This window comes from Ramlibacter albus (genome assembly GCF_014297445.1).
GTDB classification, from domain to species: domain Bacteria; phylum Pseudomonadota; class Gammaproteobacteria; order Burkholderiales; family Burkholderiaceae_C; genus Ramlibacter; species Ramlibacter albus.
Window position 1 is genome coordinate 94,075 of sequence record NZ_JACORU010000015.1, and the last position, 21,718, is coordinate 115,792.

20 protein-coding genes and 1 pseudogene are annotated in these 21,718 nt (G+C 67.7%); 5 read left to right on the plus strand and 16 right to left on the minus strand.

What is annotated here, in order from left to right; translation table 11 throughout:
• Positions 1 to 103 precede the first annotated feature (103 nt).
• Both H8R02_RS27305 and H8R02_RS27310 read left to right on the plus strand, forming a co-directional pair.
• Positions 104 to 1,003 carry a Tim44 domain-containing protein gene (locus tag H8R02_RS27305; RefSeq protein WP_187084719.1) on the plus strand — a complete coding sequence of 300 codons (900 nt, stop codon included), beginning with the start codon at positions 104 to 106 and terminating at the stop codon, positions 1,001 to 1,003.
• A gap of 13 nt (positions 1,004 to 1,016) precedes the next feature.
• Positions 1,017 to 1,913: a LysR family transcriptional regulator gene (locus tag H8R02_RS27310; RefSeq protein ID WP_187084722.1), complete on the plus strand. Its 897-nt coding sequence runs from the start codon at positions 1,017 to 1,019 to the stop codon at positions 1,911 to 1,913.
• Positions 1,914 to 1,932: 19 nt separating this feature from the next.
• On the opposite strand, the gene H8R02_RS27315 is transcribed toward H8R02_RS27310, so the two are convergent.
• The 14 genes and pseudogenes from H8R02_RS27315 to H8R02_RS27380 all read right to left on the minus strand — a co-directional run bounded on the left by H8R02_RS27315 (position 1,933) and on the right by H8R02_RS27380 (position 15,422).
• Entirely contained in the window at positions 1,933 to 2,679 is a 747-nt protein-coding gene (locus H8R02_RS27315) for a class II aldolase/adducin family protein (RefSeq protein ID WP_187084724.1), read from the minus strand.
• Complete coding sequence (locus H8R02_RS27320; protein WP_187084726.1) at positions 2,680 to 3,186, minus strand: cyclic nucleotide-binding domain-containing protein; 507 nt, start codon at positions 3,184 to 3,186, stop codon at positions 2,680 to 2,682.
• A gap of 229 nt (positions 3,187 to 3,415) precedes the next feature.
• A pseudogene (locus H8R02_RS27325) lies at positions 3,416 to 4,534 on the minus strand (PilT/PilU family type 4a pilus ATPase); the annotation flags it as partial.
• A 63-nt stretch (positions 4,535 to 4,597) separates the two neighbouring features.
• On the minus strand, positions 4,598 to 5,035 hold the full coding sequence (locus H8R02_RS27330; RefSeq protein ID WP_187084728.1) for a hemerythrin domain-containing protein: 438 nt from the start codon (positions 5,033 to 5,035) through the stop codon (positions 4,598 to 4,600).
• Between the two features lie 112 nt (positions 5,036 to 5,147).
• Positions 5,148 to 6,962 (minus strand): AI-2E family transporter, encoded by a 1,815-nt coding sequence (locus tag H8R02_RS27335; protein ID WP_187084730.1) that lies wholly within the window; start codon positions 6,960 to 6,962, stop codon positions 5,148 to 5,150.
• A gap of 129 nt (positions 6,963 to 7,091) precedes the next feature.
• Positions 7,092 to 7,520: a type II toxin-antitoxin system PemK/MazF family toxin gene (locus H8R02_RS27340; protein WP_187084732.1), complete on the minus strand. Its 429-nt coding sequence runs from the start codon at positions 7,518 to 7,520 to the stop codon at positions 7,092 to 7,094.
• The gene (locus H8R02_RS27345; RefSeq protein WP_187084734.1) at positions 7,517 to 7,729 is read right to left on the minus strand and encodes a hypothetical protein; all 213 of its coding nucleotides are present in this window, start codon (positions 7,727 to 7,729) and stop codon (positions 7,517 to 7,519) included. The genes H8R02_RS27340 and H8R02_RS27345 overlap by 4 nt, the downstream gene beginning before the upstream one ends.
• Before the next feature lie 155 nt (positions 7,730 to 7,884).
• Positions 7,885 to 9,297, minus strand: coding sequence for an amidase (locus H8R02_RS27350; protein ID WP_187084736.1), 1,413 nt, complete (start codon positions 9,295 to 9,297; stop codon positions 7,885 to 7,887).
• Positions 9,270 to 10,706 carry an enolase C-terminal domain-like protein gene (locus tag H8R02_RS27355; RefSeq protein WP_187084738.1) on the minus strand — a complete coding sequence of 479 codons (1,437 nt, stop codon included), beginning with the start codon at positions 10,704 to 10,706 and terminating at the stop codon, positions 9,270 to 9,272. The genes H8R02_RS27350 and H8R02_RS27355 overlap by 28 nt, the downstream gene beginning before the upstream one ends.
• Positions 10,707 to 10,718: 12 nt before the next feature.
• On the minus strand, positions 10,719 to 11,534 hold the full coding sequence (locus H8R02_RS27360; protein ID WP_255429596.1) for an ABC transporter ATP-binding protein: 816 nt from the start codon (positions 11,532 to 11,534) through the stop codon (positions 10,719 to 10,721).
• Complete coding sequence (locus H8R02_RS27365; protein WP_187084740.1) at positions 11,534 to 12,532, minus strand: ABC transporter substrate-binding protein; 999 nt, start codon at positions 12,530 to 12,532, stop codon at positions 11,534 to 11,536. The genes H8R02_RS27360 and H8R02_RS27365 overlap by 1 nt, the downstream gene beginning before the upstream one ends.
• A gap of 31 nt (positions 12,533 to 12,563) precedes the next feature.
• Complete coding sequence (locus H8R02_RS27370) at positions 12,564 to 13,406, minus strand: ABC transporter permease (RefSeq protein ID WP_255429597.1); 843 nt, start codon at positions 13,404 to 13,406, stop codon at positions 12,564 to 12,566.
• A 130-nt stretch (positions 13,407 to 13,536) separates the two neighbouring features.
• Complete coding sequence (locus tag H8R02_RS27375) at positions 13,537 to 14,421, minus strand: GNAT family N-acetyltransferase (protein ID WP_187084741.1); 885 nt, start codon at positions 14,419 to 14,421, stop codon at positions 13,537 to 13,539.
• 8 nt (positions 14,422 to 14,429) lie between these two features.
• The gene (locus tag H8R02_RS27380; protein ID WP_187084743.1) at positions 14,430 to 15,422 is read right to left on the minus strand and encodes a tripartite tricarboxylate transporter substrate binding protein; all 993 of its coding nucleotides are present in this window, start codon (positions 15,420 to 15,422) and stop codon (positions 14,430 to 14,432) included.
• A gap of 299 nt (positions 15,423 to 15,721) precedes the next feature.
• Between H8R02_RS27380 and H8R02_RS27385 the strand changes: the two genes are divergently transcribed.
• A complete protein-coding gene (locus tag H8R02_RS27385) occupies positions 15,722 to 16,885 on the plus strand; it encodes an AAA family ATPase (RefSeq protein ID WP_187084745.1) in 1,164 nt (387 codons plus the stop codon).
• Complete coding sequence (locus tag H8R02_RS27390) at positions 16,886 to 19,114, plus strand: S8 family peptidase (protein WP_187084747.1); 2,229 nt, start codon at positions 16,886 to 16,888, stop codon at positions 19,112 to 19,114. It begins immediately after the preceding gene.
• Between the two features lie 84 nt (positions 19,115 to 19,198).
• On the opposite strand, the gene H8R02_RS27395 is transcribed toward H8R02_RS27390, so the two are convergent.
• Together H8R02_RS27395 and H8R02_RS27400 are read right to left on the minus strand one after the other, a co-directional pair.
• Positions 19,199 to 19,927 carry an alpha/beta fold hydrolase gene (locus tag H8R02_RS27395; protein WP_187084749.1) on the minus strand — a complete coding sequence of 243 codons (729 nt, stop codon included), beginning with the start codon at positions 19,925 to 19,927 and terminating at the stop codon, positions 19,199 to 19,201.
• 67 nt (positions 19,928 to 19,994) lie between these two features.
• Entirely contained in the window at positions 19,995 to 20,624 is a 630-nt protein-coding gene (locus H8R02_RS27400) for a TetR/AcrR family transcriptional regulator (protein WP_187084751.1), read from the minus strand.
• Positions 20,625 to 20,702: 78 nt separating this feature from the next.
• Here H8R02_RS27400 and H8R02_RS27405 point away from each other — a divergent pair, with 78 nt between their 5' ends.
• Positions 20,703 to 21,701, plus strand: coding sequence for a Bug family tripartite tricarboxylate transporter substrate binding protein (locus H8R02_RS27405; RefSeq protein WP_187084753.1), 999 nt, complete (start codon positions 20,703 to 20,705; stop codon positions 21,699 to 21,701).
• The last annotated feature ends 17 nt before the right edge of the window (positions 21,702 to 21,718 follow it).

Consider the following 21,718-nt stretch of genomic DNA (forward strand, 5'->3'; position numbering starts at 1 on the left):
GCCAGCTTCCGTTTTCTGGGATGATCATCCCCTCTTTCTCTGCTTTTTCCGCACAGCCTTGCGCCCTACCCTCTCCGTACCCATCCACTACCAGGAGAGACAGATGCGCAGAACCCTTGCACTGCTGGCCGTCGTGTTCGCCGTGGGCGCCACCGGCGCCTTCGACGCGCAGGCCAAGCGCCTGGGCGGCGGCAAGTCCAGCGGCATGCAGCGCCAGAGCGTGAACAACACCGCGCCCGCTGCACCGGCCGGCACACCCGCCACACCTTCACAAGCAGCCGCACCGAGCGCAGCCACGGCCGCGGCAGCCGCGCCCGCAGCGGCAACAGCCGCCAAGCGCAGCTGGATGGGCCCGATCGCGGGTATCGCGGCGGGCCTCGGCATCGCGGCGCTCGCCTCGCACTTCGGCTTCGGTGAAGCGCTGGCCAACATGCTCACCATCGCGCTCGTCGTGATGGCGGTGCTGTTCGTCGTCGGCTTCATCCTGCGCAAGCGCGCGCAGCAACGCGGCGAAGGCCTGCAGCCCGCCTACGCGGGCCAAGCCCCCGCACGCACGCCCTTCGAGGCGCTGCAGGGCAACAACACCATGCCGCGCACCGGCTCGTTGATCGGCTCGCAGGTGCAAGGCAGCATCCCCGCCGGCTTCGACACGGCCGCCTTCGAGCGCAACGCGAAGAACCAGTTCATGGCGCTGCAAGCCGCGAACGACGCGGGCGACATCGACCAGCTGCGCACCTTCCTCACGCCGGACATGCTGTCGGCGGCGCAGGACGAACTGCGCGAGCGCAACGGCCAGCCGCAGGCCACGGAGGTGTTCGGCCTCGAAGCCCGCGTGCTCGAAGTCGTGACCGAAGCCCACCAGCACATTGCCAGCGTGCGCTTCACCGGCAGCCTGCGCCAGCAACCGGGCGTGGAGCCCGAGCCGCTCGACGAGGTGTGGCACCTCGTGAAGCCGGTGGCCGGCACGCAAGGTTGGCTGGTCGCGGGGATCCAGCAGGCCTGATCGACATGCGCGCATGACCGCCCCCCTGAACTACCGCCATCTCTATTACTTCTGGGTGGTGGCCAAGGAGGGCGGCATCGCGCGCGCGGCCGAGCGGCTGGACATGGCGGTGCAGACCGTCAGCACGCAGGTGCGGCTGCTCGAACAATCGCTCGGGCACGCACTCTTTCGCCCCGCGGGCCGCGGCCTTGCACTGACTGAAGCGGGCACCGCGGCGATGGCGTTCGCGGACCAGATCTTCGCGCTCGGCGAGCAGTTACGCACTGCCGTTGCCGACGCGGGGACGGGCCAGGGCGGCCGGCTCGCGGTCGGCATCTCGGACGGGCTGCCGAAACTCGTCGTGCATCACCTGCTCAAGCCTGCCTTGGGCGACTCGCGCGTGCGCCTGCTTTGCCACGAAGACGAGTTCGACCGGCTGCTCGGCGACCTCGCACTGCACCGGCTCGACGCCGTGCTCTCCGACCGGCCCGCACCGCCGAACCCGAACCTTCGCGTCTACAGCCACGCGCTCGGCGAAGCGCCGCTCGTGTGGTTCGCGCCCGCGAAGCTTGCCGCGAAATGCAAGAACCCGTTCCCGCAATGCCTGGCGGAAATGCCGGTGCTGCTGCCGACCGCGCATGCGGCCGTGCGCTCACGGCTGGACCGCTGGTTCGAGCAGCACGGCATGCGGCCGCGCATCTGCGGCGAGTTCGAGGACAGCGCGCTGCTTGCCGCCTTCGGCCGCGCGGGGCTCGGTGCCTTCCCCGCGTCGCGCTGGTCGCGCAAGGACCTGCTGGCCGACAAGGGCATGCAGGTGCTGGGCGAGACACCCGAGCTCGTCGAGCACTTCTACCTCATCTCCGCCGAGCGGCGCATCCAGCACCCGCTGGTGCTGCGGCTCGTCGACCAGGACTCCGGCAAGCAGAAGTGAGCGTTGCGCCCGAGCCGGATCAGTCCGCGTACCCCGGCATCTCGCGGTCCAGCACGCGCATCATCGCGGCGAAGTAAAGCGCCTCGCGCTCGGCCTGCGAGTGGCTGTTGCGCGGGTTCGGCGCGTCGACTTTCTTGACCATGCCTTCGTCCAGCACCGCCAGCGGCCGGCCGGTGGACATCGCCAGCACCTGCGCACGGGACGCACGTTCCAGCTTGTAGAGGCGCCGGTACGCCTGCGCCACGGTGTCGCCCACGACGAGCACGCCGTGGTTCTTCATGAACAGGATCTTCTTGTCGCCGAGCGCGGAGGCGAGCCGCTCGCCTTCGCTCAGCGAATTCGCGATGCCCGTGTACTCGTCGTCGTAGGCGATGCTGCGGGTGAGGAAAGCCGCGGTCTGGCTGCACGGCAGCAGGCGGTTGTCCTCGAGCATGTTCAGCGCGAGCGCCCAGGTCTGGTGGGTGTGCAGGATGACGCTCGCACCGGTGATCCTGTGCAGCGGTGCGTGGATGCTCAAAGCGCTCAGCTCCAGCGTCCCCTTGCCTTCGAGCACGTCGCCCGCCTCGTTGAACACGATCAGGTCGCTGGCCCGCGCCTCCGACCAGTGCAGCCCGAACGGCAGCACGAGGTAGCGGTCCTCCTGGCCGGGGACACGCATGGTGAAGTGGTTGTCGATGCCTTCCTCGAGGTCGTCGTAGACGGCGAGGCGGTTGGCGGCGGCGAGGTGGATGCGCGCCTGGCGGATTTCGTCGTGAGTAGCGGTCATTTACATCAACATCAAATGGGCGATCTTCTGGTTCGCGCCCTTGAGCTTCTTAAACAGCGCCAGCAGCAGCGCCTTGTTCATGCTCACCATGGCGTCGGCGTCGGACTGCAGCGTGTGGATGGCGTCCTTGCTGAATTCGGCGGCGATGATCTTGTCATCCGCGATGACGGTTGCGGAGGTGGTGATGGTGCCATCGGAAAAGAAAATGGCTTCCCCAAAACAATCACCGGTTTCGATGGTGCCCACCACCTTGCCGTTGCGGTACGCATCGGCCGCGCCGTAGAGGATGACGTAGAACGCCTTCATCTCCTCGTCCTGCGTGGTGATGCTGACGTCCGAGCGGAACGTCCGCACCTGCGCCATCTCGCAGATGCGCCGCAGCCAGTCGTCCGGCACGGGCTGGAAGAAGGAGCAGTTGCGCAGCGCGCCGAGACGCGCCGACGGGTCTTCCATCAGCAGCTTCGCGTAGCTCGCGAACTGGTCGTCGATCGCGTCGAACGGGTCCATGTCAGGCCTTCGGCGGCGGCGGCGGTGCGGGCGGCTCCTCCAGCGACAGCTCCATCGGCGGGGGCTTGGCAACGGGCGCGGCGGGCGCGGCGGGTGCGGGCGCAGCCGCCGCCGGGGGCTTCGCGGGCGCCGCCGTCTTGGGAGGCAGCTTCACGTTCAGCGGACCCGTGCTCTCTTCCTCCTCGGGCTCCGGCTCCTTCTGCAGCGACAGGCCGGCGGTCGCCGCGTCGCCGCTGGCCAGTTCTTCCCGGGTGAAGCGTTTGCTGTTGAGCTTCAGCCGCAGCATCAGCTCGCTCTTGGCGTCCGAGTTGACCTGCAGTTCCTGCAGCGAGATCTCGCCGGCGTCGTACAGGTCGTACAGGCACTGGTCGAAGGTCTGCATGCCCAGCTCCTTCGACTTCTTCATGATCTCCTTCAGCTGGCCGATCTCGCCCTTGGAGATGGCGTCGCGCGAGGTCGACGTGGACAGCAGGATCTCGATGGCCGCGGCGCGCCCGCCCGAAATCTTGCGCACCAGCCGCTGCGAAATGATCGCGCGCATGTTCAGCGCGAGGTCGTTGCGCACCTGCTCGTGCTTTTCGATCGGGAAGAAGTTGACGATGCGGTCGATGGCCTGGTTGGCGCTGTTGGCGTGCAGCGTGGCCATGCACAGGTGGCCGGTCTCCGCGAAGTTCAGCGCGTACTCCATGGTGTCGTGGTCGCGGATCTCGCCGATCAGGATCACGTCGGGCGCCTGGCGCAGCGTGTCCTTCAGCGCGTCGAACCAGCCCACCGTGTCGATGCCGACCTCGCGGTGCGTGATGATGCAGTTCTGGTGCGGGTGCACGTACTCCACCGGGTCCTCGATGGTGATGATGTGGCCGTGCGTTTCCTTGTTGCGCACGCCCAGCATCGCCGCCAGCGTAGTGGACTTGCCCGACCCGGTGCCGCCCACCAGCAGGACCAGCCCGCGCTTTTCCTTGACCACTTCCTTCAGGACCGGCGGCAGGTTCATCTTCTCGAAGTCCGGGATCTCGGTGGTGATCACGCGGATCACCATGCCCGTGCGCTGCTGCTGCGTGAAGATGTTGATTCGAAAGCGCCCGATGCCCTCCAGCGAGATCGCGAAGTTCTGGCCCTTGGTGTCGATGTAGCCCTGCCACTGCTTTTCCGACGCGATGGCGCGCGCCATCTTCATCGTGTGCTCGGGCGTGAGCGGCTGGTCGTTCAGCTTGGTGAGCTTGCCGTTGAGCTTGATCGAGGCCGGGAAGCCGGCGGTCAGGAACAGGTCCGACCCCTTGGCCTGCACCATCGCCCCGAGCATCTTGTGGACGATGGCCTGGTATTGCTGCTTTTCCTGCTGTTCCATCTCGCCGCTCCTCTTCCGTCCCGCAAATGTACGGGAGTTCGAGGCGCGGCGCGACAGTGGGCGTCAGGCGGCCTGGATGGCGTCCGCCACTTCCGCGCGGCGCGTGGCGATCCTGCCGCCCAGCGTGGCCAGCTCCATGCCACTGGCGCGCGCCTTGGCGAACATGCCGCGGCGCTCTTCCTCCACGTGGTGGAGGGTGTGCTGCTTGATCGCCTCGATGGCGCCGTCGAGGTTCTCGGCGGACGGGACGCGGGCGATGAGGTCCTTCACCTCCTGGTGCTCCTTGAGCGCGTGCTCCAGCATCTGCTGGTCGCCGGTGGCGGCCGCGAACGCCGGGTAGAAGATCTCTTCCTCCACCATGGCGTGCAAGGTGAGCTCCATGCAGATGACCTGCGCGAGGTGCAGCCTGGCTGCCGGGTCGCCGGCCGATTTGTAGTCGCGGAAGAGCTCTTCCACGCGGTGGTGGTCTGCTTCGAGCAGGGCAATCGCGTCCTGGGCCATGGGCGTCTCCTTTACAGCTGTGCACGACCAATCTAGCGCCGCGGTTGCGCGCCGGCTGTAGGCTGAAGCGGGTCCGTGGTGTGGGCTTGCGCTGCGGTGGGCGGCGCTGGCTTCAGGGCGCCGGTGCCCGAAGAGCCAGCACGAACGCCACCACCTCCGAGAACGAACGGACGACCAAGTCGACCGGGCCGCGCACCAGCATTTCGTCCGCGAGCCCTTCCTGGTAAGGCGGCTTGACCGCCAGAACCATCGCGTACGGGTAGGCGTCGCGCACCTTGAGCGAGGCGGACTGCCAGGCCTCGTGGTCCTCCACCAGCGGGTAGGCGAGCACCACGGTCGAGACAAGCCCCGAGCCGCCGCCGGCAGGCGGGCCGGGCAGGCCGGCGTAGCCCCACGTGGCATCCACGGAGACCGTCCGGGCTTCGATGCCTTCGTCGCGCAGCGCCTGCGCCAGCAACTCGCTGATCAGTTCGTCCCGCTCATTGCGCAAGCCGGCGCACAGCACCACCGACGACTGCAGGTCGGCGCGGGAGCCGGGCCACAGGCTCATGCGCGTCTCGTGCACCTGCTTCAGGTGCGCGCCGATGTCGGCGTCCAGCAGCGACGAGGAGCGGCGCCTGCGGCTCGCGTCGACGCCGGGCGACGTCCGGGCAAGCTCCCTGGCCGCCTCGCGGATGCTGAGCCGCACCCGCTCCTGCTGTTCCTTGCCGATGCGCGATTGGCGTGCGTCCGCCAGCGCGAGTGCGAGCGCAGGCAGCACGACCTGGTCGCAATACCGCGCGAAATTGCTGCGGCGCAGGTACGGGCGCCCCGCCCTCACGATGTTCTGCGGGTCGCCCGACAGCGCCTGCTGGTACAGGCGCAGCCCCTCGGAAAGACCCGGCGTTTCGCCGAACATCACGGTGATGGGTTCGAGCGCACGGATGTAGCGCCCGGCCACCACGAGGCACAGCGTCATCGGCGTGGACAGCAACAGGCCCAACGGGCCCCACACGGAGCCCCAGAAGATCGCCGAAAGCACCACGCCCAAGGGCGCGAGGCCGGCCGTGTGGCCGTACACCTGCGGTTCCACGAAGTGCGCGACGAGGCCCGAAAGCACGAGGAAACTGCCGATGCTCCAGAACATCAGCGACCACCCGGGGTCGACGGCGGCAGCGAAGGCTGCGATGGCGGTACCGGCGCCCAGGGCCCCCACGTAGGGAACGAACCTCGACAGCCCGCCAAGGGCACCCCACAACGCCGGGTTGGGGATGCCCACGGCCCAGAGCGCAATGCCGAGCACGACGCCGAAGGTGGCGTTCACGACGAACTGCGAGAACAGGTAGCGCGAGACACCCTGCGCGGCGTCTTCGATGGCCTGGATCGTCCCGCCCACTTCGGCCTCGCCCGCAAGCCGGATCACCCGTTCGCGGATCGTTTCATGGCCGAGCAGGATGAAGACCAGCAGCACCAGCACCATGCCGGCCTTGGACAACGGACCCCACACGGACGAAATGAGCACGGTGGTGGCGTCCTGTTCCGCAGGCGTGGCGGCACGCGGTGCGGCGTCGCGGCCCTGCGAGCGCGCGGCGGGCGCCTGCGGGACGACCTGGACGATGTCCGAGCGGATCCTTTCGAGTGGCCGGATGACGACGTCGCGGGCACGTTGCAGCTTGGCGCGCACGGCCTGCCTGTAGCGCGGCATGTCGCTTGCCACGTCGACGAATTGCGAAGTGAGGAAGACGGCGGCCAGGGCGATGCTGCCCGCCGCGAGCAGGACGGACACCGCCGCGCCCGCTGCATGCCCGAGCCCCCGGCCCGCCAGCCGTCGCTTGAGAGGCGCCAGCACCAGGCTGAGCACCGCCGCCAGCGCGAGCGGGGCCAGCACCTCGCGGCCCACGTACAGCAGGGCCACGATGCAGGTGGCCGCAATGATCCGCGCGGCCACGGACGACGACGGGGCTGATGAAGTGGGGCGCATCGTTCGCGGCCGCCTCGAAGGGCCGCGTTCAGGGGTATCGAGGTCGAGGATACCTGCTGCAACCGGTGCGTGGGGCCTGCCGCGCCGATGGGTGCCTTACGGCCAGGCCGCCATGTGCGCCGCCGCGGCGGCCGCGATCACGCTGGGGTGCAACACGCCGAGCTTGGGCGTCTGGCCGTGCGGCGCACCGGGTGCCACGTCGAAAGCACGCGTCGAATACGGCAGCCATGCCGTCTGCCCCATGTTGAACTTCGTGTCGAAGCTCAGCCCCGCCGCCGCGAACGCGTGCGGGTGCCCGGCGCGCGTGATGGCGAACTCGCCGGGATGGAGTTGGGCCAGCTTGCGGCTCGTGCCGTACGCAACCAGCACATGCGGCTGCACCGGATCGCTCTCGTCCAGCTCCAGCACGAGGCAGGGCCGCGGCTTGGGGCCGGGCAGCACCTTGCTGCCCTTGTCGGGCCACCAGCACCAGACGATTTCGCCGAGGCCCGGGGCCGCCCACCAGAACTCGGGCCGGGTGGTCAAGCCTTCGGCGCCTTCTTGCGGCGCGCGCGCTCGGTCGTGCCGAACAGGGACGACGTGGGCGTGCGCTCCTGGCTCACGAGTGAGCGCGCGTCGCGCAATTGGGCGGGCGTGAGCGGCCCGTCGTCGCGCTCGTAGCGCGGCAAGACCTCGTCGCGCAGATGCGCCAGGGCGAGGTGGACCGCCGCGGTTTCGTCGACGCCTAGTGACATGGCGATCTTCCTGAGGGTGTCTCGGCTGATCCCCAACCGGGAGTCCGTCTCGCGAAACCGGACAAGCAACTTCTCCGCTGAGGACGGCATCCTGGGACTCCTGAGGATGGTGATATCTCAAATATATCACCTTCCAGGGAGGCTCCGGCAAGGCGTCAGTCCAGCACGCGCGGCCGCGCATCGCGCCACGGCCGCACGCGCTCGAACGCGCGCGAGGCCTGCAGCACCAGCAGGTCCGCATGCGCCGGCCCCACGATGTGCAGGCCGACCGGCAAGCCGCTCTTCGTGAAGCCGCAGGGCACGCTGGACGCAGGCTGCCGCGTGAAGTTGAACGGGATCGTGAAAGGCCACCATTCCCGGTCCCCCTCGTAACCCGCCGGGTACCACACGTCCGCGGAGAACGGCGGCACCGCGACGGTGGGCGTCAGCAGCAGCGGGTAGTCGCGGTGGAAGGCGTTCATGCGCGCGCCGAACTTCATGCGCTCGGCTTCGACGGCGAGGTAGTCGCTGGCCGTGGCTGCCTTCTTGCGCGTCTCGCGGATCATGTTGGCAACGCGCTCGTCCATCACCGCGAGCTTGTCCTCGCCGAACGACTGGAACGCGAAGTTGGTTGCCGCCTCGCGCAGGCCGGAGATCAATGCCATCGGGTTCTCGAACACCTGTGCCACCGTCTCCACCTTCGCGCCGAGCTCGGTGAACGCGCGCGTGGCCTGCTCGCACATTTGCCGCACCTCGTCGTCCACGCGCGCATAGCCGAGCGTGGGGCTCCATGCGATGCGCATGCCTTCGAGCGGGCGTGCGTCGAGCCTCTCGTGGTACGGCACGGGGTCGTACGGCAGGGCGTTCCAGTCGCGTGGGTCCGGGCCGCTCACCACCGTGAGCATGCGCGCCGCGTCCTCCACGGTGCGCGTCATCGGCCCGAAGGCAGCGAACGTCGCGTACGGCGTGGGCGGCCATGTCGGCACGCGGCCGCCGCTGGGCTTGTGCCCGAAGATGCCGCAGAAGCTCGAGGGGATGCGGATCGAACCGCCCGCGTCGGTGCCCAGCGCCAGCGGGCCGATGCCCGCGGCAACCGCGGCGCCGGCGCCGCCGCTGCTGCCGCCGGGCGTCATGTCCACGTTCCACGGGTTGCGCGTGACGCCGGTGAGCGGGCTGCGCGTCACGGGGCCCACCGCGAATTCGGGCGTGGTCGTCTTGCCGAAGAGGACGGCGCCGTGTTCGCGCAGCCGCGCCACGGAAGGCGCGTCCTCCTCCCACGGCTGGTTCGCCGGGATGGTGCGCGAGCCGCGCAGCGTGGGCCAACCTTTGGTGAGCACGATGTCCTTGATCGACACCGGCACGCCGTCGAGCAGGCCCAACGGCTGGCCACGCCGCCAGCGCGCCTCGGACTCGCGTGCGCTCGCGAGCGCGGCCTCGGGGTCGATCACGCAGAACGCGTTGAGCAGCGGCTGGCTGCGCTCGGCGCGCTCGACGACGGTGCGAGTCACCTCCACCGGCGACAGCGTGCCGCGACGGTAGTGCTCCAGCAGTTCGGTGGCGGTCAGCCAGGGGATTTCGGTTTTGTCCATTTGCTTGCCTCCAGCGTGTCCCAATCCATGTCCGCGGCGTACGAGTGGCCGGTGCAATCGATCGAACCGAATGCCACCTTGCCGTCGGTGATGTTCAGCCGCGCAACCACCTCACCCTGCGGCAGCGGGTCGAGCCGGTACAGGTCCGGGTGCGCGGCCGCGAAGCGGCGCTGCTCGTCCTGCGGGCGGTGCCGCATGCCGTCGATGAAGTGGTGCGCGTTCTTCTCCACGTGCGGGATGCCCAGCAGGCCGACGAGCGCCAGGTCCTGCTGCAGCGAGATGCCGGGCAGCGTCGTGAGGTCCTCCGCCGCCATCAGCAGCCCCGGCGCGTGCGCGCAGCGGGCGCGGTTGATGATCGACTTGTAGAGGCCCTTGCAGTTCTTGGTGGAGACGCCCACGTAGCCGCGTTGCACCGCGGCCGGGAACGCGTCGAGCGTGCCGTCGGACTCGTCGATCACGACGGGCTTCATCGCGGCGATGGCGCGCACGTCGGCGCTCAGCGCGACGTCGCGTGCGAGCGGCTGCTCCAGCCACAGGATCGATTCGTACAGGCGCGGCAGCTTGCGCTGCACGGCCTCCAGCAACTGCACCACCGGTGCGGCATCGCGGTATTGCTCGTTGCCGTCGAGCGTGACCTGATACGGTGAGCCCGCCGCGTCCAGCACGGAGGCGATTGCCGCGAGGCGCTCGCCGTCGGAGACGGGATCGCCGGCGACCTTGATCTTGTAGTAGCGATGCCGGTAGGTGGCGACGACCTGCTCCAGCGTCTCGGGCAACCCGTCGTTGGGCCCGCTGCCCACCGGCTGGTCGGCCGCGACGATGGGATCGACGAGGCCCACGGTGTGCCGCAGATGCAGGCTCGTGCGCGGCTGCAGTCCGGCGAGGAAGGCATCGAAATCGAAATTCCCAAGGTCCGGCGTGAGCACCGACGGCTGCATGCCCGCGGCATTGGCGCGCATCAGCGTCCAGAACGACTGACCCGTGAGCCGGCCCACCGCATCGAGCACGCAGCGGTCGATCATCGCCGCGCCGTAGCCGGCCACCAGCGGCGGCAGCTTGTTGCGCGCGCCCTCTTCCTGCAGCGACGTGTACGCCGTCTCGAAGTGCCCGAACGGCGTGCGCGCGCCCTGCTCGCCGTAACGCTGCGCCGCGAGCCGCAGCGACAGGCGAAGCTGGTCGTAGTTGTCTTCGTCGGAAAGCGCCGGGTTCTTGTCGAACCACTTCGCGCTGAGCGCCTCCGCCGCCGCGCCCCACGCGCTGCGGCCGTCCTCCAGCACGATGCGCGCGCGCACCACCAGCTGGCGCCCGTGCGTCTTGGTGCTGTTGCCGAAGCGGAAGGGCAAGCGGTTGCGCACCGCGCATTCGCGCGCATCGACTTCGCGCACGCGCACATGGACTGCATTCGACATTTGCGCGTGCCCTCAGCTGACGGTTTGCGGGACCTCATCCAGCTTCTTGCCGGCGAGGTCGTTGTAAAGGTCGAGCGTCATGCGCCCGAGCTCCGGGTCCACGCGCGTGGCCACCGTGCGCGGCCGCTGCAGCTCCACCGGCTTGACCGATGCGATGCGGCCCGGCCGCGGCGTCATCACCACCACGCGGTCGGAGAGGAAACACGCCTCGGGGATCGAGTGCGTGACGAACACCACCGTCTTGCGCCCGGCGCCGCGCTGCTCGCCCCAGATGCGCAGCAGCTCCAGGTTCATCTCGTCGCGCGTCATCGCGTCCAGCGCGCCGAAGGGCTCGTCCATCAGCAGGATGGGCGGGTCGAGGATGAGCGCGCGGCACAGCGCGGCGCGCTGCTGCATGCCGCCGGAGAGCTCTCCCGGGCGCTTCTTCGCGAAGTCCGAGAGGCCCACGAGCCGCAGCAGTTCATGAGCGCGGTCCAGGTAATCACGCGGTTGCAGCCCGTACAGCTCCGCCGGCAGCAGCACGTTGTCCAGCACCGTGCGCCACTTCAGCAGCACCGGCGCCTGGAACACCATGCCCACTTTCGCGATAGGCCTGTCCACGAGCGTGCCGTCCACATGGATGCGCCCCGCCGTCACGCTGCGCAACCCGGCGATGCAACGCAGCAGCGTCGACTTGCCGCAGCCGCTGGGGCCGACCAGCGAAACGAACTCGCCCTCGTCGATGGTGAGGTCGATGCCGCGCAGCGCTTCCACCGGGCCGCTCGCGGCCTGGTAGGTCATGTGCACGTTCTCGATGCGGATCAGCGGCTGCGCGCTCGCCATCGCCATCAGTTCTTGACCGGCAGCGGCAGCTTCACGTTCGGCAGGTAGGCGTTGGTGAACACCGCCTTGCAGTCCACGGGCTTTGCCAGGCCCATGTACTTGTTGGCGATCTCGGCGGAGTCGCACATCTTCTTATCCTCGATCCAGCCCAGGCCGTGCTGCGCGTAGCGCGCGGTGCGCATCAGGTCGATGCCCATCGCCTGGTTCTTGCGGATGTAGTCCACCTCGATCTCGGGCGCGCGCTTCTTGTAGATGACGAGCGAGGGCTCGCGGTCCACCATCACGTCGCGCCAGCCCGCGTAGGCGGCGCGCAGGAAGGCCTTCACCTGCTCGGGCTTCTTGGCGAGCGTCTCTTCGCTGGCGATGAAGGCCATGCTGTACATGTTGAAGCCGAACTTCGCCCAGGGCATCGTGACGACCTTGTCCGCGCCGATGGCCTGCTCGTAGTTGGGGCCGCCGGTCAGCAGGTCCGCCACGCCGTCCACGCGCTTGGTGGCGAGCGCGGGCACCTTGGCCGTCGGCTCGATGTTGACCCAAGTCACCGAGTTGGGGTCGATGCCGTTCTGGCGCGCGAACGCGGGCCACGACATGCGCTGGCTGTCGCCCGGGGGCGCACCGATCGACTTGCCCACCAGGTCCTTCGGCGTGCGCAGCGGCACGTCCACGCGGCTGAAGATGTTTTGCGGCGTCTCGTCGAAGATCATGCCGATGATCTTCACCTTCGCGCCGCGCGCGATGCCCGCCAGCACCACGCCCGTGTCGGCGATGGCCACGTCGGCGCGGCCCGTGTCGGCCTTGGCGAGCGAATCGCCGGAGCCCTTGGAGTTCTCGATGGCGACGTCGAGCCCTTCCTTGTCGAAGTAGCCCTTGTCCAGCGCGACGAAGTACGGGCCGTGGTCGCCCGTGGGGAACCAGTTGATCGCGAGCTTGAAGGGCTGCCTGGCCTGCGCGAACGCGCCGGGAGCGGCCAGCAGCGCCGCGAGGGCGAGGGTGGGTAGGTACATCTTGCGCACGTTGACTCCTTCGGAAGATGGTTCAGCGCTCGGACTCGGTGGCCCACGGCGCCAGCAGGCGGCCCAGGCCGGCCACGATGCCGAACACGGAAAGGCCGATGACGGACACCAGCGCCACCGCGGCAAACGCGACGGGCGTGTTCATGGCGCTTTGCGAGGTGATGATCACGTAGCCCAGACCCGACTGCGACGCGACGAACTCGCCGAGGATGGCCCCCACGACGCAAGAGGTCGCGGTGATCTTGAGCGCGCTGAGGATGTAGGGGTACGCGTTGGGGATGCGGATCTTGACGAACACGCGCCACTTGGGCGCGCCGTACACGCGGCCGAGGTCGATCATGTCCTGGTCGATCTGCGACAGGCCGGCCGCCGTGTTGATGACCACCGAGAAGAAACCGATGATCGCGCCGATCAGCATGTTGGGCCCGATGCCGTAGCCGAACCACAGCAGGATCAGCGGGGCGATCGCCACCTTCGGCAGCGTGTTGACGAACACCAGGAACGGCATGAGCGCGCGCGACACGAGGTCGGACCACGCGATGGCCGTGCCGAGCAGCACGCCCACCACCGCGGCCAGCACGAAGCCGCCCGCGATCTCCATCGTGGTGATCAGCATGTGCTTGCCCCAGGGGATCTCGCTCGCGGTGAGCGCATGCCAGACCTTGGCGGGGCTGGGCAGGATGTATTCCTTGACGCCGAACACCGACACCACGAGCTGCCACGCGGCGAACACGGCGACGAAGATCAGCACGGTGGGCAGGTAGCGGCGCATGGCCGGTGCGAGGCGGCCGCTGGTGCGCGGTGCCACCGGCGCAGCGTCGGATGCCGTCGATTCGGCGGGGGCGGTGCTGCTGGCGGAGGTCATCGGACGCGTTGGGTACAGCTGGTGCGGCGGACGGTCCATCGTGCCACCGCATGCCGCGCGCGGGCTTGATCGGTTACCCGAATGCGTGCGGCGCGGCTTAAGGAATTCGTACGCTGAATCGGGGCCGATGTCAGCCGAGTTCAGGACCCGCGATGGCGATGAGCACGTTGTCGTCGCCGAAGTCGCCCTCGCCGCCCAGCGCCATGCGCGTGTAGCCGCGCTCCACGGCGAAGCCTGCGGCGGTGAGTTGGCGCGCGAAGGCCTCGTGGCGCGCGAGCGCGTCGACGAGCACGGGCCCTTCGACATGCGTCAATGCATGGGCCAGCAGTGCGCAAGCGCAGTCTTCGTTCGTTGCGACGATGGGCCCGAGTTGCGTGGCCGAGCGGCCATCGCGGCCCAGCAGGAAGCCTTCGACCCGACCTCGCGACACGGCGACGCACGCGAACTCGCGTGAGCGCGACGCGAGCCGCGCGAGCAGCGTGCCGCGGTCGCCGCCGAACGCGGGCGCGTCGAGCGCCCTGACCGCGGGCCAGTCTTCGTCACGCAGCGGGCGCACTTCGTACGCGCCGTTCTGCGCGTGGGCGCCCTTCACCGCGTGCGCGCCTTCCTGCGGCGCGACTAGTGCACGCGCCGCGCGCCAGCGCGTGATCGCCCAGCCATCGCGGAACCCGAGCGGCCGGTACACCTCGCGGCCCGCAGGCGTTGCGTCGAGCGCCGGGACGCGTTGCTGAGCCTGCAGCTTCTCGATGCAGGCCTGCAGCAGCTGGGTGGCGAGCCCGCGGCGGCGGTGCGCGGTGTCGACCAGCACCATGCTGATCCAGCCGAACGACGCGCTCGAGGGCAAGATGGCCGCGGTGGCGATCACGGTGCCGTCGTCACCCACCACCTTGAAGCCGGCCCCGAGCTCGATGAAGAGCTCCCAGTCCGCGGCCACCTGGTTCCAGCCCGCCTGGGCGACCAGTCGCTCGGCGCCGGGGATGTCGGCGCGTAGAAGCGGCGCGATGGGATGAGCCAAGCAACAGCCTAGTTCGGCTTGATGCCGGCAGCCTTCACCACGGGCCCCCACCGGTCGATCTCGGCCTTGAGGAATGCACGGAACTGCTCCGGCGTCCCGCCGACCACGTCCGCGCCATCGTTACGCAGGTGTTCGACCATCTCGGGCGCCGCGAGCGCCTTGTTGATCTCCGCATTCACCTTCGCGACGATCTCCTTCGGTGTGCCGGCGGGCGCGAGCACGCCGAACCACGTCGCCGCCTGGAAGCCGGGCACGCCCGCTTCGGCGATGGTGGGCACCTCCGGCAGCGACGACGCGCGCTTGTCGCCCGTGGCGGCCAGCACGCGCAGCTTGCCGGCCTTCACGTGCTGCAGCGTGCCGGGCACGTTGGCGAACATCACCTGCACCTGCCCGCCGATGAGGTCCGACAGCGCGGGGCCGCTGCCGCGATACGGCACGTGCGTCATGTTCACGCCGGCCTGTCCCTTGAACAGCTCGCCCGCGAGGTGGAGGATGGTGCCGTTGCCGGCCGACGCGAAGTTGATCGTGCCCGGTTGCGCCTTTGCGAGCGCGATGAGGTCCTGCACGGAGTTGGCCTTCACCGATGGATGCGTCACCAGGATGCCGTTGACGCGGCAGATGTGCGCCACCGGTTCGAAGTCCTTCAGCGGGTCGTACGGGAGCTTCTCGTACAGCGACACGTTCACCGCGAACGAGCCCGCCGCGAAGAGCAGCGTGTAGCCGTCCGGCTTCGACTTCGCCACGAGGTCCGCGCCGAGGTTGCCGCCCGCGCCGGGCCGGCTGTCCACCACCACCTGCTGGCCGAGTTGCGTGCTGAGCTTCTGCGACAGCAGCCGGCTCACCGCATCCGACGAGCCGCCCGGCGAGAACGGGACCACGAGGCGGATCGGGCGATTGGGGTAGTCGCCGGCCTGCGCATGCGCGAGCGCCGGCGCGAGGGTTGCGGCGCCGGCCAGCGCGCCAAGAAACGAACGCCGCGGGATGCCTTCTCGTGACTTCATCGGGACTCCTTCGTGACGCGTCATTCGAGCACGGCGAAGCGCGCCGACGATGCGGAGTTTCCCCTTCCAACTTTCTGGTCAACGTGGCGTCACCGTCGCGAGTGGGCCGTACCCGTGGGCGCAGGCGAAGTGCTAGGGGCCGGGCCGCGACAGTGACTTCAATCGTCACCGCGGCCAGCCGCTCGCACTGCTTGACCACAGGCCGCGCACCCGCCAGAAGCTTTTTATGGCGAAAATTCCGAACTCGCCATAAAATTCGCCAAAATCCATTCAATCAACTTCAGGGACAGAACCAACCAATGGCGGCTACCGCTGACGAATTCCATGAAATTGAGAAGGATCTCGCCAGTCTAGCCCGGCTGGCAGCCGGAGATGCGCATGAGGACGTTCGGCTGCTTCTGGCTCGCTTCGTTCGAAAGTACCGGCAGAAGCGCCCCGACTTGGCGGCACAGCTCGACCAAGCTCTGAAGAGCTCGCAAACCCGTGGCGCAGGAGGTGCGCTGCGGCGCGCCGACTCTCCCTCGGCGCCAGCGTTTAGTCCGCCACCAGTGGACAGCGATTCGAGGTTGGCGCTCATCCGCGAGTTCGACGACCGCCGGGGTCTGGAGCCGCCGCTTCTGTCTGCATCGGTACACCGCCAGATCGAGTCGATCGTGCTTGAGCGCCTGGAGAGTGATCGCCTCGCTGCAAAGGGCATCACCCCGACTCGTTCGGCCATCCTCGTCGGTCCCCCCGGTGTAGGCAAGACCCTGTCTGCCCGTTGGATCGCCGCGCGCCTGCGCAAGCCCCTGTGGGTACTGGATCTAACCGCCGTCATGAGCAGCCTGCTCGGCAAGACGGGCAACAACTTGCGCGCCGCGTTGGACCACGCGAAGGCAAACTCCGCGGTCTTGCTGCTCGATGAGATCGATGCGATCGCGAAGCGGCGAAGCGACGAATCGGACATCGGTGAGCTCAAGCGCCTCGTGACCGTCATCCTGCAGGAGGTTGATCAGTGGCCCGCGACGGGGCTTCTCCTGGCCGCCACCAACCACCCTGAACTGGTGGATCCCGCGTTGTGGCGCCGCTTTGAAGCTGTCGTGCAGTTCGGAAAGTCGGAACCTGCGGCAGTCAGCGCGGCGGTTCGCCGGTTCTTGGGCGAAGACCTCGCCACGTTCGAGCCGTGGGTGGACGCGCTCTCTTCCACCTTGGCAGACGCGTCCCTGTCGGATGTCCAGCGCTCAATCACGGCCCTACGTCGACGTCACGCGCTGAATGAAGCCGACGCACAACTGCTCGTTGGCCAGTTGCTTGGCGACGGGATGGCCAGTCTCAGCAAGGCGCAACGGCTGGCGCTTGCAATCGACCTTGCGAAGAGCGGGCAGCACACGCATCAGGACGTGAGCAAGCTGACCGGTGTTGCTCGCGACACCATCCGACGACACGCGGGGCCCTCGCCCCGAAGAGGAAGGGGACTGAAGTAAATGGCGACTGCACCAAGATACCTCATCGGGAGAGGTGAGCTTCTGACCTTCGGCATCGACGCGCCAAAGAAGAAGCCTTCCGAGAAGAAGCATCCGTACACGCTGGCTGAGGCGAAGGCGACGTTGATTCCGCAACTGGAGGCGGCCAATGCATTGTTCTCGGCGCTGCCGGAAAGTGCGTGCCCGGATGATCAGGCCGTAGCGCGCATTACGTTGCACCCGGCATACATCGCCAAGAGCTACTTCCCCCGCGTGCTGCTGCAGCAGGCTGGTTTGGTCTCTGTGGGAAGCCGAAATCGGCGCATTCGCCCTCGCAAGGTGGTTGCGAAAACTGCTCCGGCGGAAGCGGACACGACGGAGCTGTTTGTCGCGGGGCCACGCACGGCGCTTCGCCGGCTCGTGAAGCAGGCCCGCCTCTTGACTGCCGACATGCCCGCAGCCCAGGAGTTCGCGCAGATAGAAAGCATCGAGCCAATGACACCGGCCGACCGGCTACGCCCGGCCGGCGAAGGCGCGGCGAAAGAGGTGTTCGAGGTGGGGCTGCACATTCCCCCTGGCGATTCAGCTAGGCGTGTACGCGCGCAGTTCAGCGTCTACGCTCAGGAGTGCGGCTTCAAGGTAGACGATCGCTTCGAGTTCGAGGCCGGCCGCCTCCTCTTCGTGCCAGTAGAAGGTCCGAAGAAACACTTGTCCAAGCTTGCACTGTTCACCCTGATCAGGGTCGTGCGGCCCATGCCGCGCCTGCGTAGCGCTCGCCCAATCTTTCGCAGCACCAAATTACCGGTGGCGTTCGAGCTTCCGAGTGCGGAGCCGCTCTCGCGCGAACCGAAAGTAGCTGTTCTGGACGGCGGCCTGCCCGACGAGCATGTGCTTGGTGGCTTTGTGCGACGATACTTCCTCGCCGACGAGGATGCTGACGACGTTCAAGAGTACAACGAGCACGGTCTGGCGGTGACGTCCGCATTGCTCTTCGGGCCGATCGAACCGGGACGGCGCGCCGAGCGCCCGTATGCAGCGGTGGACCACCACCGCGTGCTCGATGCCGACTCAGACGGCGAAGATCCATACGAGCTGTACCGCACCCTTGGGCACGTCGAGGCGGTCCTGCTCTCCCAGAACTATCAATTCATCAACTTGAGCCTCGGGCCCGATCTGTGCGTCGAGGATTCCGACGTGCACGCCTGGACGGCCGTCATCGATCACATCCTCAGCGACGGTTCTACCCTTATGAGCGTCGCAGTAGGCAACAACGGGGAAGGCGACGAGGTGCTGGGCCTCAATCGCATCCAAGTGCCGGCCGACAGCGTCAACGCTTTGTGTGTGGGTGCGGTTGATCACGCCGGCACCGGCTGGTCCCGCGCTGCTTACAGCGCATGCGGCCCCGGCCGCAGTCCCGGCCGCCGCAAGCCGGACGTGGTGGCCTTCGGCGGCTCGCCCAAGGAGTACTTCCACGTCGTCGCACCGGGGAAGCGGCGCAGCTTGGCGACGCAGCTGGGCACGAGCTTCGCCGCGCCGCTCGCGCTTCGCTCCGCAGTCGGAATACGCGCCATCCTTGGGACCGACGTTCATCCGCTGACGATCAAGGCGTTGCTGGTGCATGGTGCGGAGGACAGCCTTCACGAAGGTGCCGAGGAGGTGGGCTGGGGCCGCGTGCCTTCCGATGTGAACAGGATCATCACGTGCAGCGATGGGGTCGCGCGGATCATCTATCAAGGCGAGCTCACGCCTGGAAAATACCTGCGTGCGCCCGTCCCGCTCCCGCCCGGAGGGTTGCAGGGCAACGTCGACATTGCTGCGACATTCTGCTACGCCACACCCGTGGATCCGCAGGACGCCACCGCGTACACGAAGGCCGGCCTGGACATCACGTTCCGTCCCGACATCACGAAGTTCAAGCTCAAGGCGAAACAACCGAACAGCTACAGCTTCTTCCCTTCAAACGAATGGCGAACTGAAGCGGAGATGCGGAACGACCTCGGCAAATGGGAAACGCTGCTCCATGCCGAGCACACCTTCCGGGGCACAAGCCTGAACGGGTCGGTATTCGATGTCCATTACAACGCGCGCGACGGCGGTGCCAACGCAGGTGGCAGCGCAACTAAGATCCGGTATGCGCTCGTTGTCACGGTGAAGGCTCCGAAGCATGTCGATCTCTACCAAGAGATCCTGAAAGCGCACGCGAAACTCGAAGCTCTTGAGCCCCGAGTCGCGCTGCCGATCCGCACCTGACATCCACTCAACGCGCCCTTCGCAGCACTTGCCTTGACGGACCTGATGCGGGTTGAACTGACTCTCGCGGCGTTCTGACACCGATCAAGCCAGCTTCATCAACTCCTTCGCCAGCTCCTGCGGCCTGTCGACCATCACGTCGTGGCTGCACGCCATCTTGGTGACACGCCAGCCCGGCTGCCCTTCGCACCGGGCCGCGAAGTAACGGAACGGGCTCGGGTCCCAGCCGTCCGCCAGGATGTAGACGCGCTCCTTGACCGCGGCGCCCGCGCCCGTGAGCAGGATGGGGCATTCGAATGTGGCCAGCGCCTGCGGCACGCAGCGCCGGTCGACCCACTCGCGGTTGACGGCGTCGATGTTGAACTTCTCCGCGGGGATCGGCTGCATCAGGCCGCTGTTGCCCTCGAGTGCCGCGCCGCGGAAGGCGCCGAGGAACACGTCGGCGATCTCGGGCCCCAGCGCGAGGGGCAGCAGCGAGTTGAGGCTCTGCCCGTGCTGCGGCACGAACGCATCGAGGTACACCAGCGACTTGATCTTGCCGGGGATGCGGTCCGCCACGCCCGTGATCACCATGCCGCCGTAAGAGTGCCCGCACAGGATGACGCTGGAGAGTTCCTCGGCCTCGATGCAGCCGCAGACGTCGCGGATGTGCGTCTCCAGGGTGATGGCCTGTGAAGAGTGGTGCGCACGCTCGCCCACGCCCGTGTGCGTGGGCGTGAAGACGTCATGCCCCGCCGCGCGCAACGCTTTCGCAGTGTCGCGATAGCACCAGCCGCCGTGCCACGCACCGTGGACGAGGACGAAGTTCGCCATGGTTGTCTCCTGGTTGGAATGGGGGCAATAACGTTAGTCCTGTGGGAGGCTGATGTAAAGCGTGGGATCAGCGTCGACGCGGCTTCTGCGCGAGCACGGGCGCGAGTGCGGCATCCACCAGCTGCTCGAGGAATGCCTGCGTGATCGCAAGCCGGCTGATGAAGAAGCGGAAGTACAGCGGCCCCGCTGCGCGCTCGATGATGGCGCCCGTATCGGTATCGGGCGAGATCTCGCCGCGGGCAATCGCGCGGTCGAACATCGGCTGCTGCTCCTGCACGCGCATCTGCCAGTACGTGGTCTGCGCGCGCTGCACGTCCGGCGAATCGCTGCCGCTGAAGGCCATCGCGATCAACGCGCGGCTCTTGGGGTCGCGGAAAGTCTCCACCACTTCCTGCAGCACACGCAGCAAGTCTTGCCGCAGCGAGCCGAGGTCCGGGAAGGGAATCGTTTCGCGAGCCATGCGGTCGCCGGCGAACGCGATCAGCGTCGCCTTGTTCGGCCAACGCCGATAGACCGACGAGCTGCTCACGCCGGCGCGCGCTGCTACGCGAGGGATCGAGAACTCCTCGATGCCGCTCTCGCCCAGCTCTTCCAGCACGGCATTGGCAACGGCGTCGAGCACGCGTGCACTGCGCCCGCCCATGCGCCTGCGCGGCCCTTCGTCGGCCACGGCAAGTTCTTCAGGGTTTTCCCTCATTAAAGCAACTTTCTTTGCGTTAACAATGGCTTCACTAAAGCGAATTCTACTGCGTTAACGCGCGACACCAGGAGCACCATGCAACGAGCCCAGAACATCCTCACCGTGGCCAGCCCTGGCCGTCGAACCCTGCTGAAGGCTGCAGGCGTCGCAGCAACTGGGACGCTGTTCGGCCGGCGCGTCCTCGCGCAGGACAACGTGACGCGCATTGTGGTGCCCTTCCCCGCGGGCAACCCGATCGACGCCATCGCGCGCGTGCTCGCGGAGGCGCTGCGGCAGTCGACGGGCCGCAACTACATCGTCGACAACAAGGCCGGCGCGGCCGGCATCATCGGCACCTCGGAAGTGGCACGGTCCAGGCCGGATGGTTCGACGATGCTCTTCACCACGGGCGGGCACAACACGAACGCCGTGCTGTATTCGAAGCTGCCCTACGACGTGTCGCGCGACTTCACGCCGATCACGCAACTGCTCGTCTCGCCGGGGTTCGTGCTGCTCACGCGCGCGGACTCGCGCTTCAAGACGCTGGCCGATGTGCTCGCGGAGGCCAAGGCCAAGCCGGGCACCGTGAGTTATGCGTCCTGGGGTCCGGGCAACACCACGCACCTCGTGGGCGCGCTGTTCGCGCGCGCCGCGCGTGTCGACCTCATGCACGTGCCGTACAAAGGGTCCCCGTTTCCCGACCTGCTCGGCGGGCACGTCGATCTCACGTGGTTCGGCACTTCACCTTCGATGCAATTGATCCAGGAGGGCAAAGTGCGAGCGCTGGCCATCAGCTGGCCGCAGCGCATCCCCGAACTGCCCAACGTTCCATCCGTGGCGGAGTTCGGTTTCAAGGACGTGGACATTCCCTCGTGGGGCGGCCTCTTCGGCCCGGCCGGCATGCCCGCTGCGCTCGTGCAGTCCATCCATGCGGACGTCGTCGCCGCTTCGCGCAGGCCTGAATACGTCGCCGCGATGAAAACCATGGGCGCAACCATCACCAACATGGCCCCGCAGCAGTTCGCCGAACTCAACGCCGAGGAACTGCGCCGCCACCGCAAGGACATCGGGCCGCTCGCCATCAAGCTGGACTGAGCCACCACACCCAAATT

Excerpts from the sequence above, each read along its gene's own strand:
- H8R02_RS27305 (WP_187084719.1), top strand. The coding sequence starts at position 104 with ATGCGCAGAACCCTTGCACTGCTGGCCGTCGTGTTCGCCGTGGGCGCC.
- H8R02_RS27310 (WP_187084722.1), top strand. The coding sequence starts at position 1,017 with ATGACCGCCCCCCTGAACTACCGCCATCTCTATTACTTCTGGGTGGTG.
- H8R02_RS27315 (WP_187084724.1), bottom strand. The coding sequence starts at position 2,679 with ATGACCGCTACTCACGACGAAATCCGCCAGGCGCGCATCCACCTCGCC.
- H8R02_RS27320 (WP_187084726.1), bottom strand. The coding sequence starts at position 3,186 with ATGGACCCGTTCGACGCGATCGACGACCAGTTCGCGAGCTACGCGAAG.
- H8R02_RS27330 (WP_187084728.1), bottom strand. The coding sequence starts at position 5,035 with ATGGCCCAGGACGCGATTGCCCTGCTCGAAGCAGACCACCACCGCGTG.
- H8R02_RS27345 (WP_187084734.1), bottom strand. The coding sequence starts at position 7,729 with ATGTCACTAGGCGTCGACGAAACCGCGGCGGTCCACCTCGCCCTGGCG.
- H8R02_RS27350 (WP_187084736.1), bottom strand. The coding sequence starts at position 9,297 with ATGGACAAAACCGAAATCCCCTGGCTGACCGCCACCGAACTGCTGGAG.
- H8R02_RS27355 (WP_187084738.1), bottom strand. The coding sequence starts at position 10,706 with ATGTCGAATGCAGTCCATGTGCGCGTGCGCGAAGTCGATGCGCGCGAA.
- H8R02_RS27360 (WP_255429596.1), bottom strand. The coding sequence starts at position 11,534 with ATGGCGATGGCGAGCGCGCAGCCGCTGATCCGCATCGAGAACGTGCAC.
- H8R02_RS27365 (WP_187084740.1), bottom strand. The coding sequence starts at position 12,532 with ATGTACCTACCCACCCTCGCCCTCGCGGCGCTGCTGGCCGCTCCCGGC.
- H8R02_RS27370 (WP_255429597.1), bottom strand. The coding sequence starts at position 13,406 with ATGACCTCCGCCAGCAGCACCGCCCCCGCCGAATCGACGGCATCCGAC.
- H8R02_RS27380 (WP_187084743.1), bottom strand. The coding sequence starts at position 15,422 with ATGAAGTCACGAGAAGGCATCCCGCGGCGTTCGTTTCTTGGCGCGCTG.
- H8R02_RS27385 (WP_187084745.1), top strand. The coding sequence starts at position 15,722 with ATGGCGGCTACCGCTGACGAATTCCATGAAATTGAGAAGGATCTCGCC.
- H8R02_RS27390 (WP_187084747.1), top strand. The coding sequence starts at position 16,886 with ATGGCGACTGCACCAAGATACCTCATCGGGAGAGGTGAGCTTCTGACC.
- H8R02_RS27395 (WP_187084749.1), bottom strand. The coding sequence starts at position 19,927 with ATGGCGAACTTCGTCCTCGTCCACGGTGCGTGGCACGGCGGCTGGTGC.
- H8R02_RS27400 (WP_187084751.1), bottom strand. The coding sequence starts at position 20,624 with ATGAGGGAAAACCCTGAAGAACTTGCCGTGGCCGACGAAGGGCCGCGC.
- H8R02_RS27405 (WP_187084753.1), top strand. The coding sequence starts at position 20,703 with ATGCAACGAGCCCAGAACATCCTCACCGTGGCCAGCCCTGGCCGTCGA.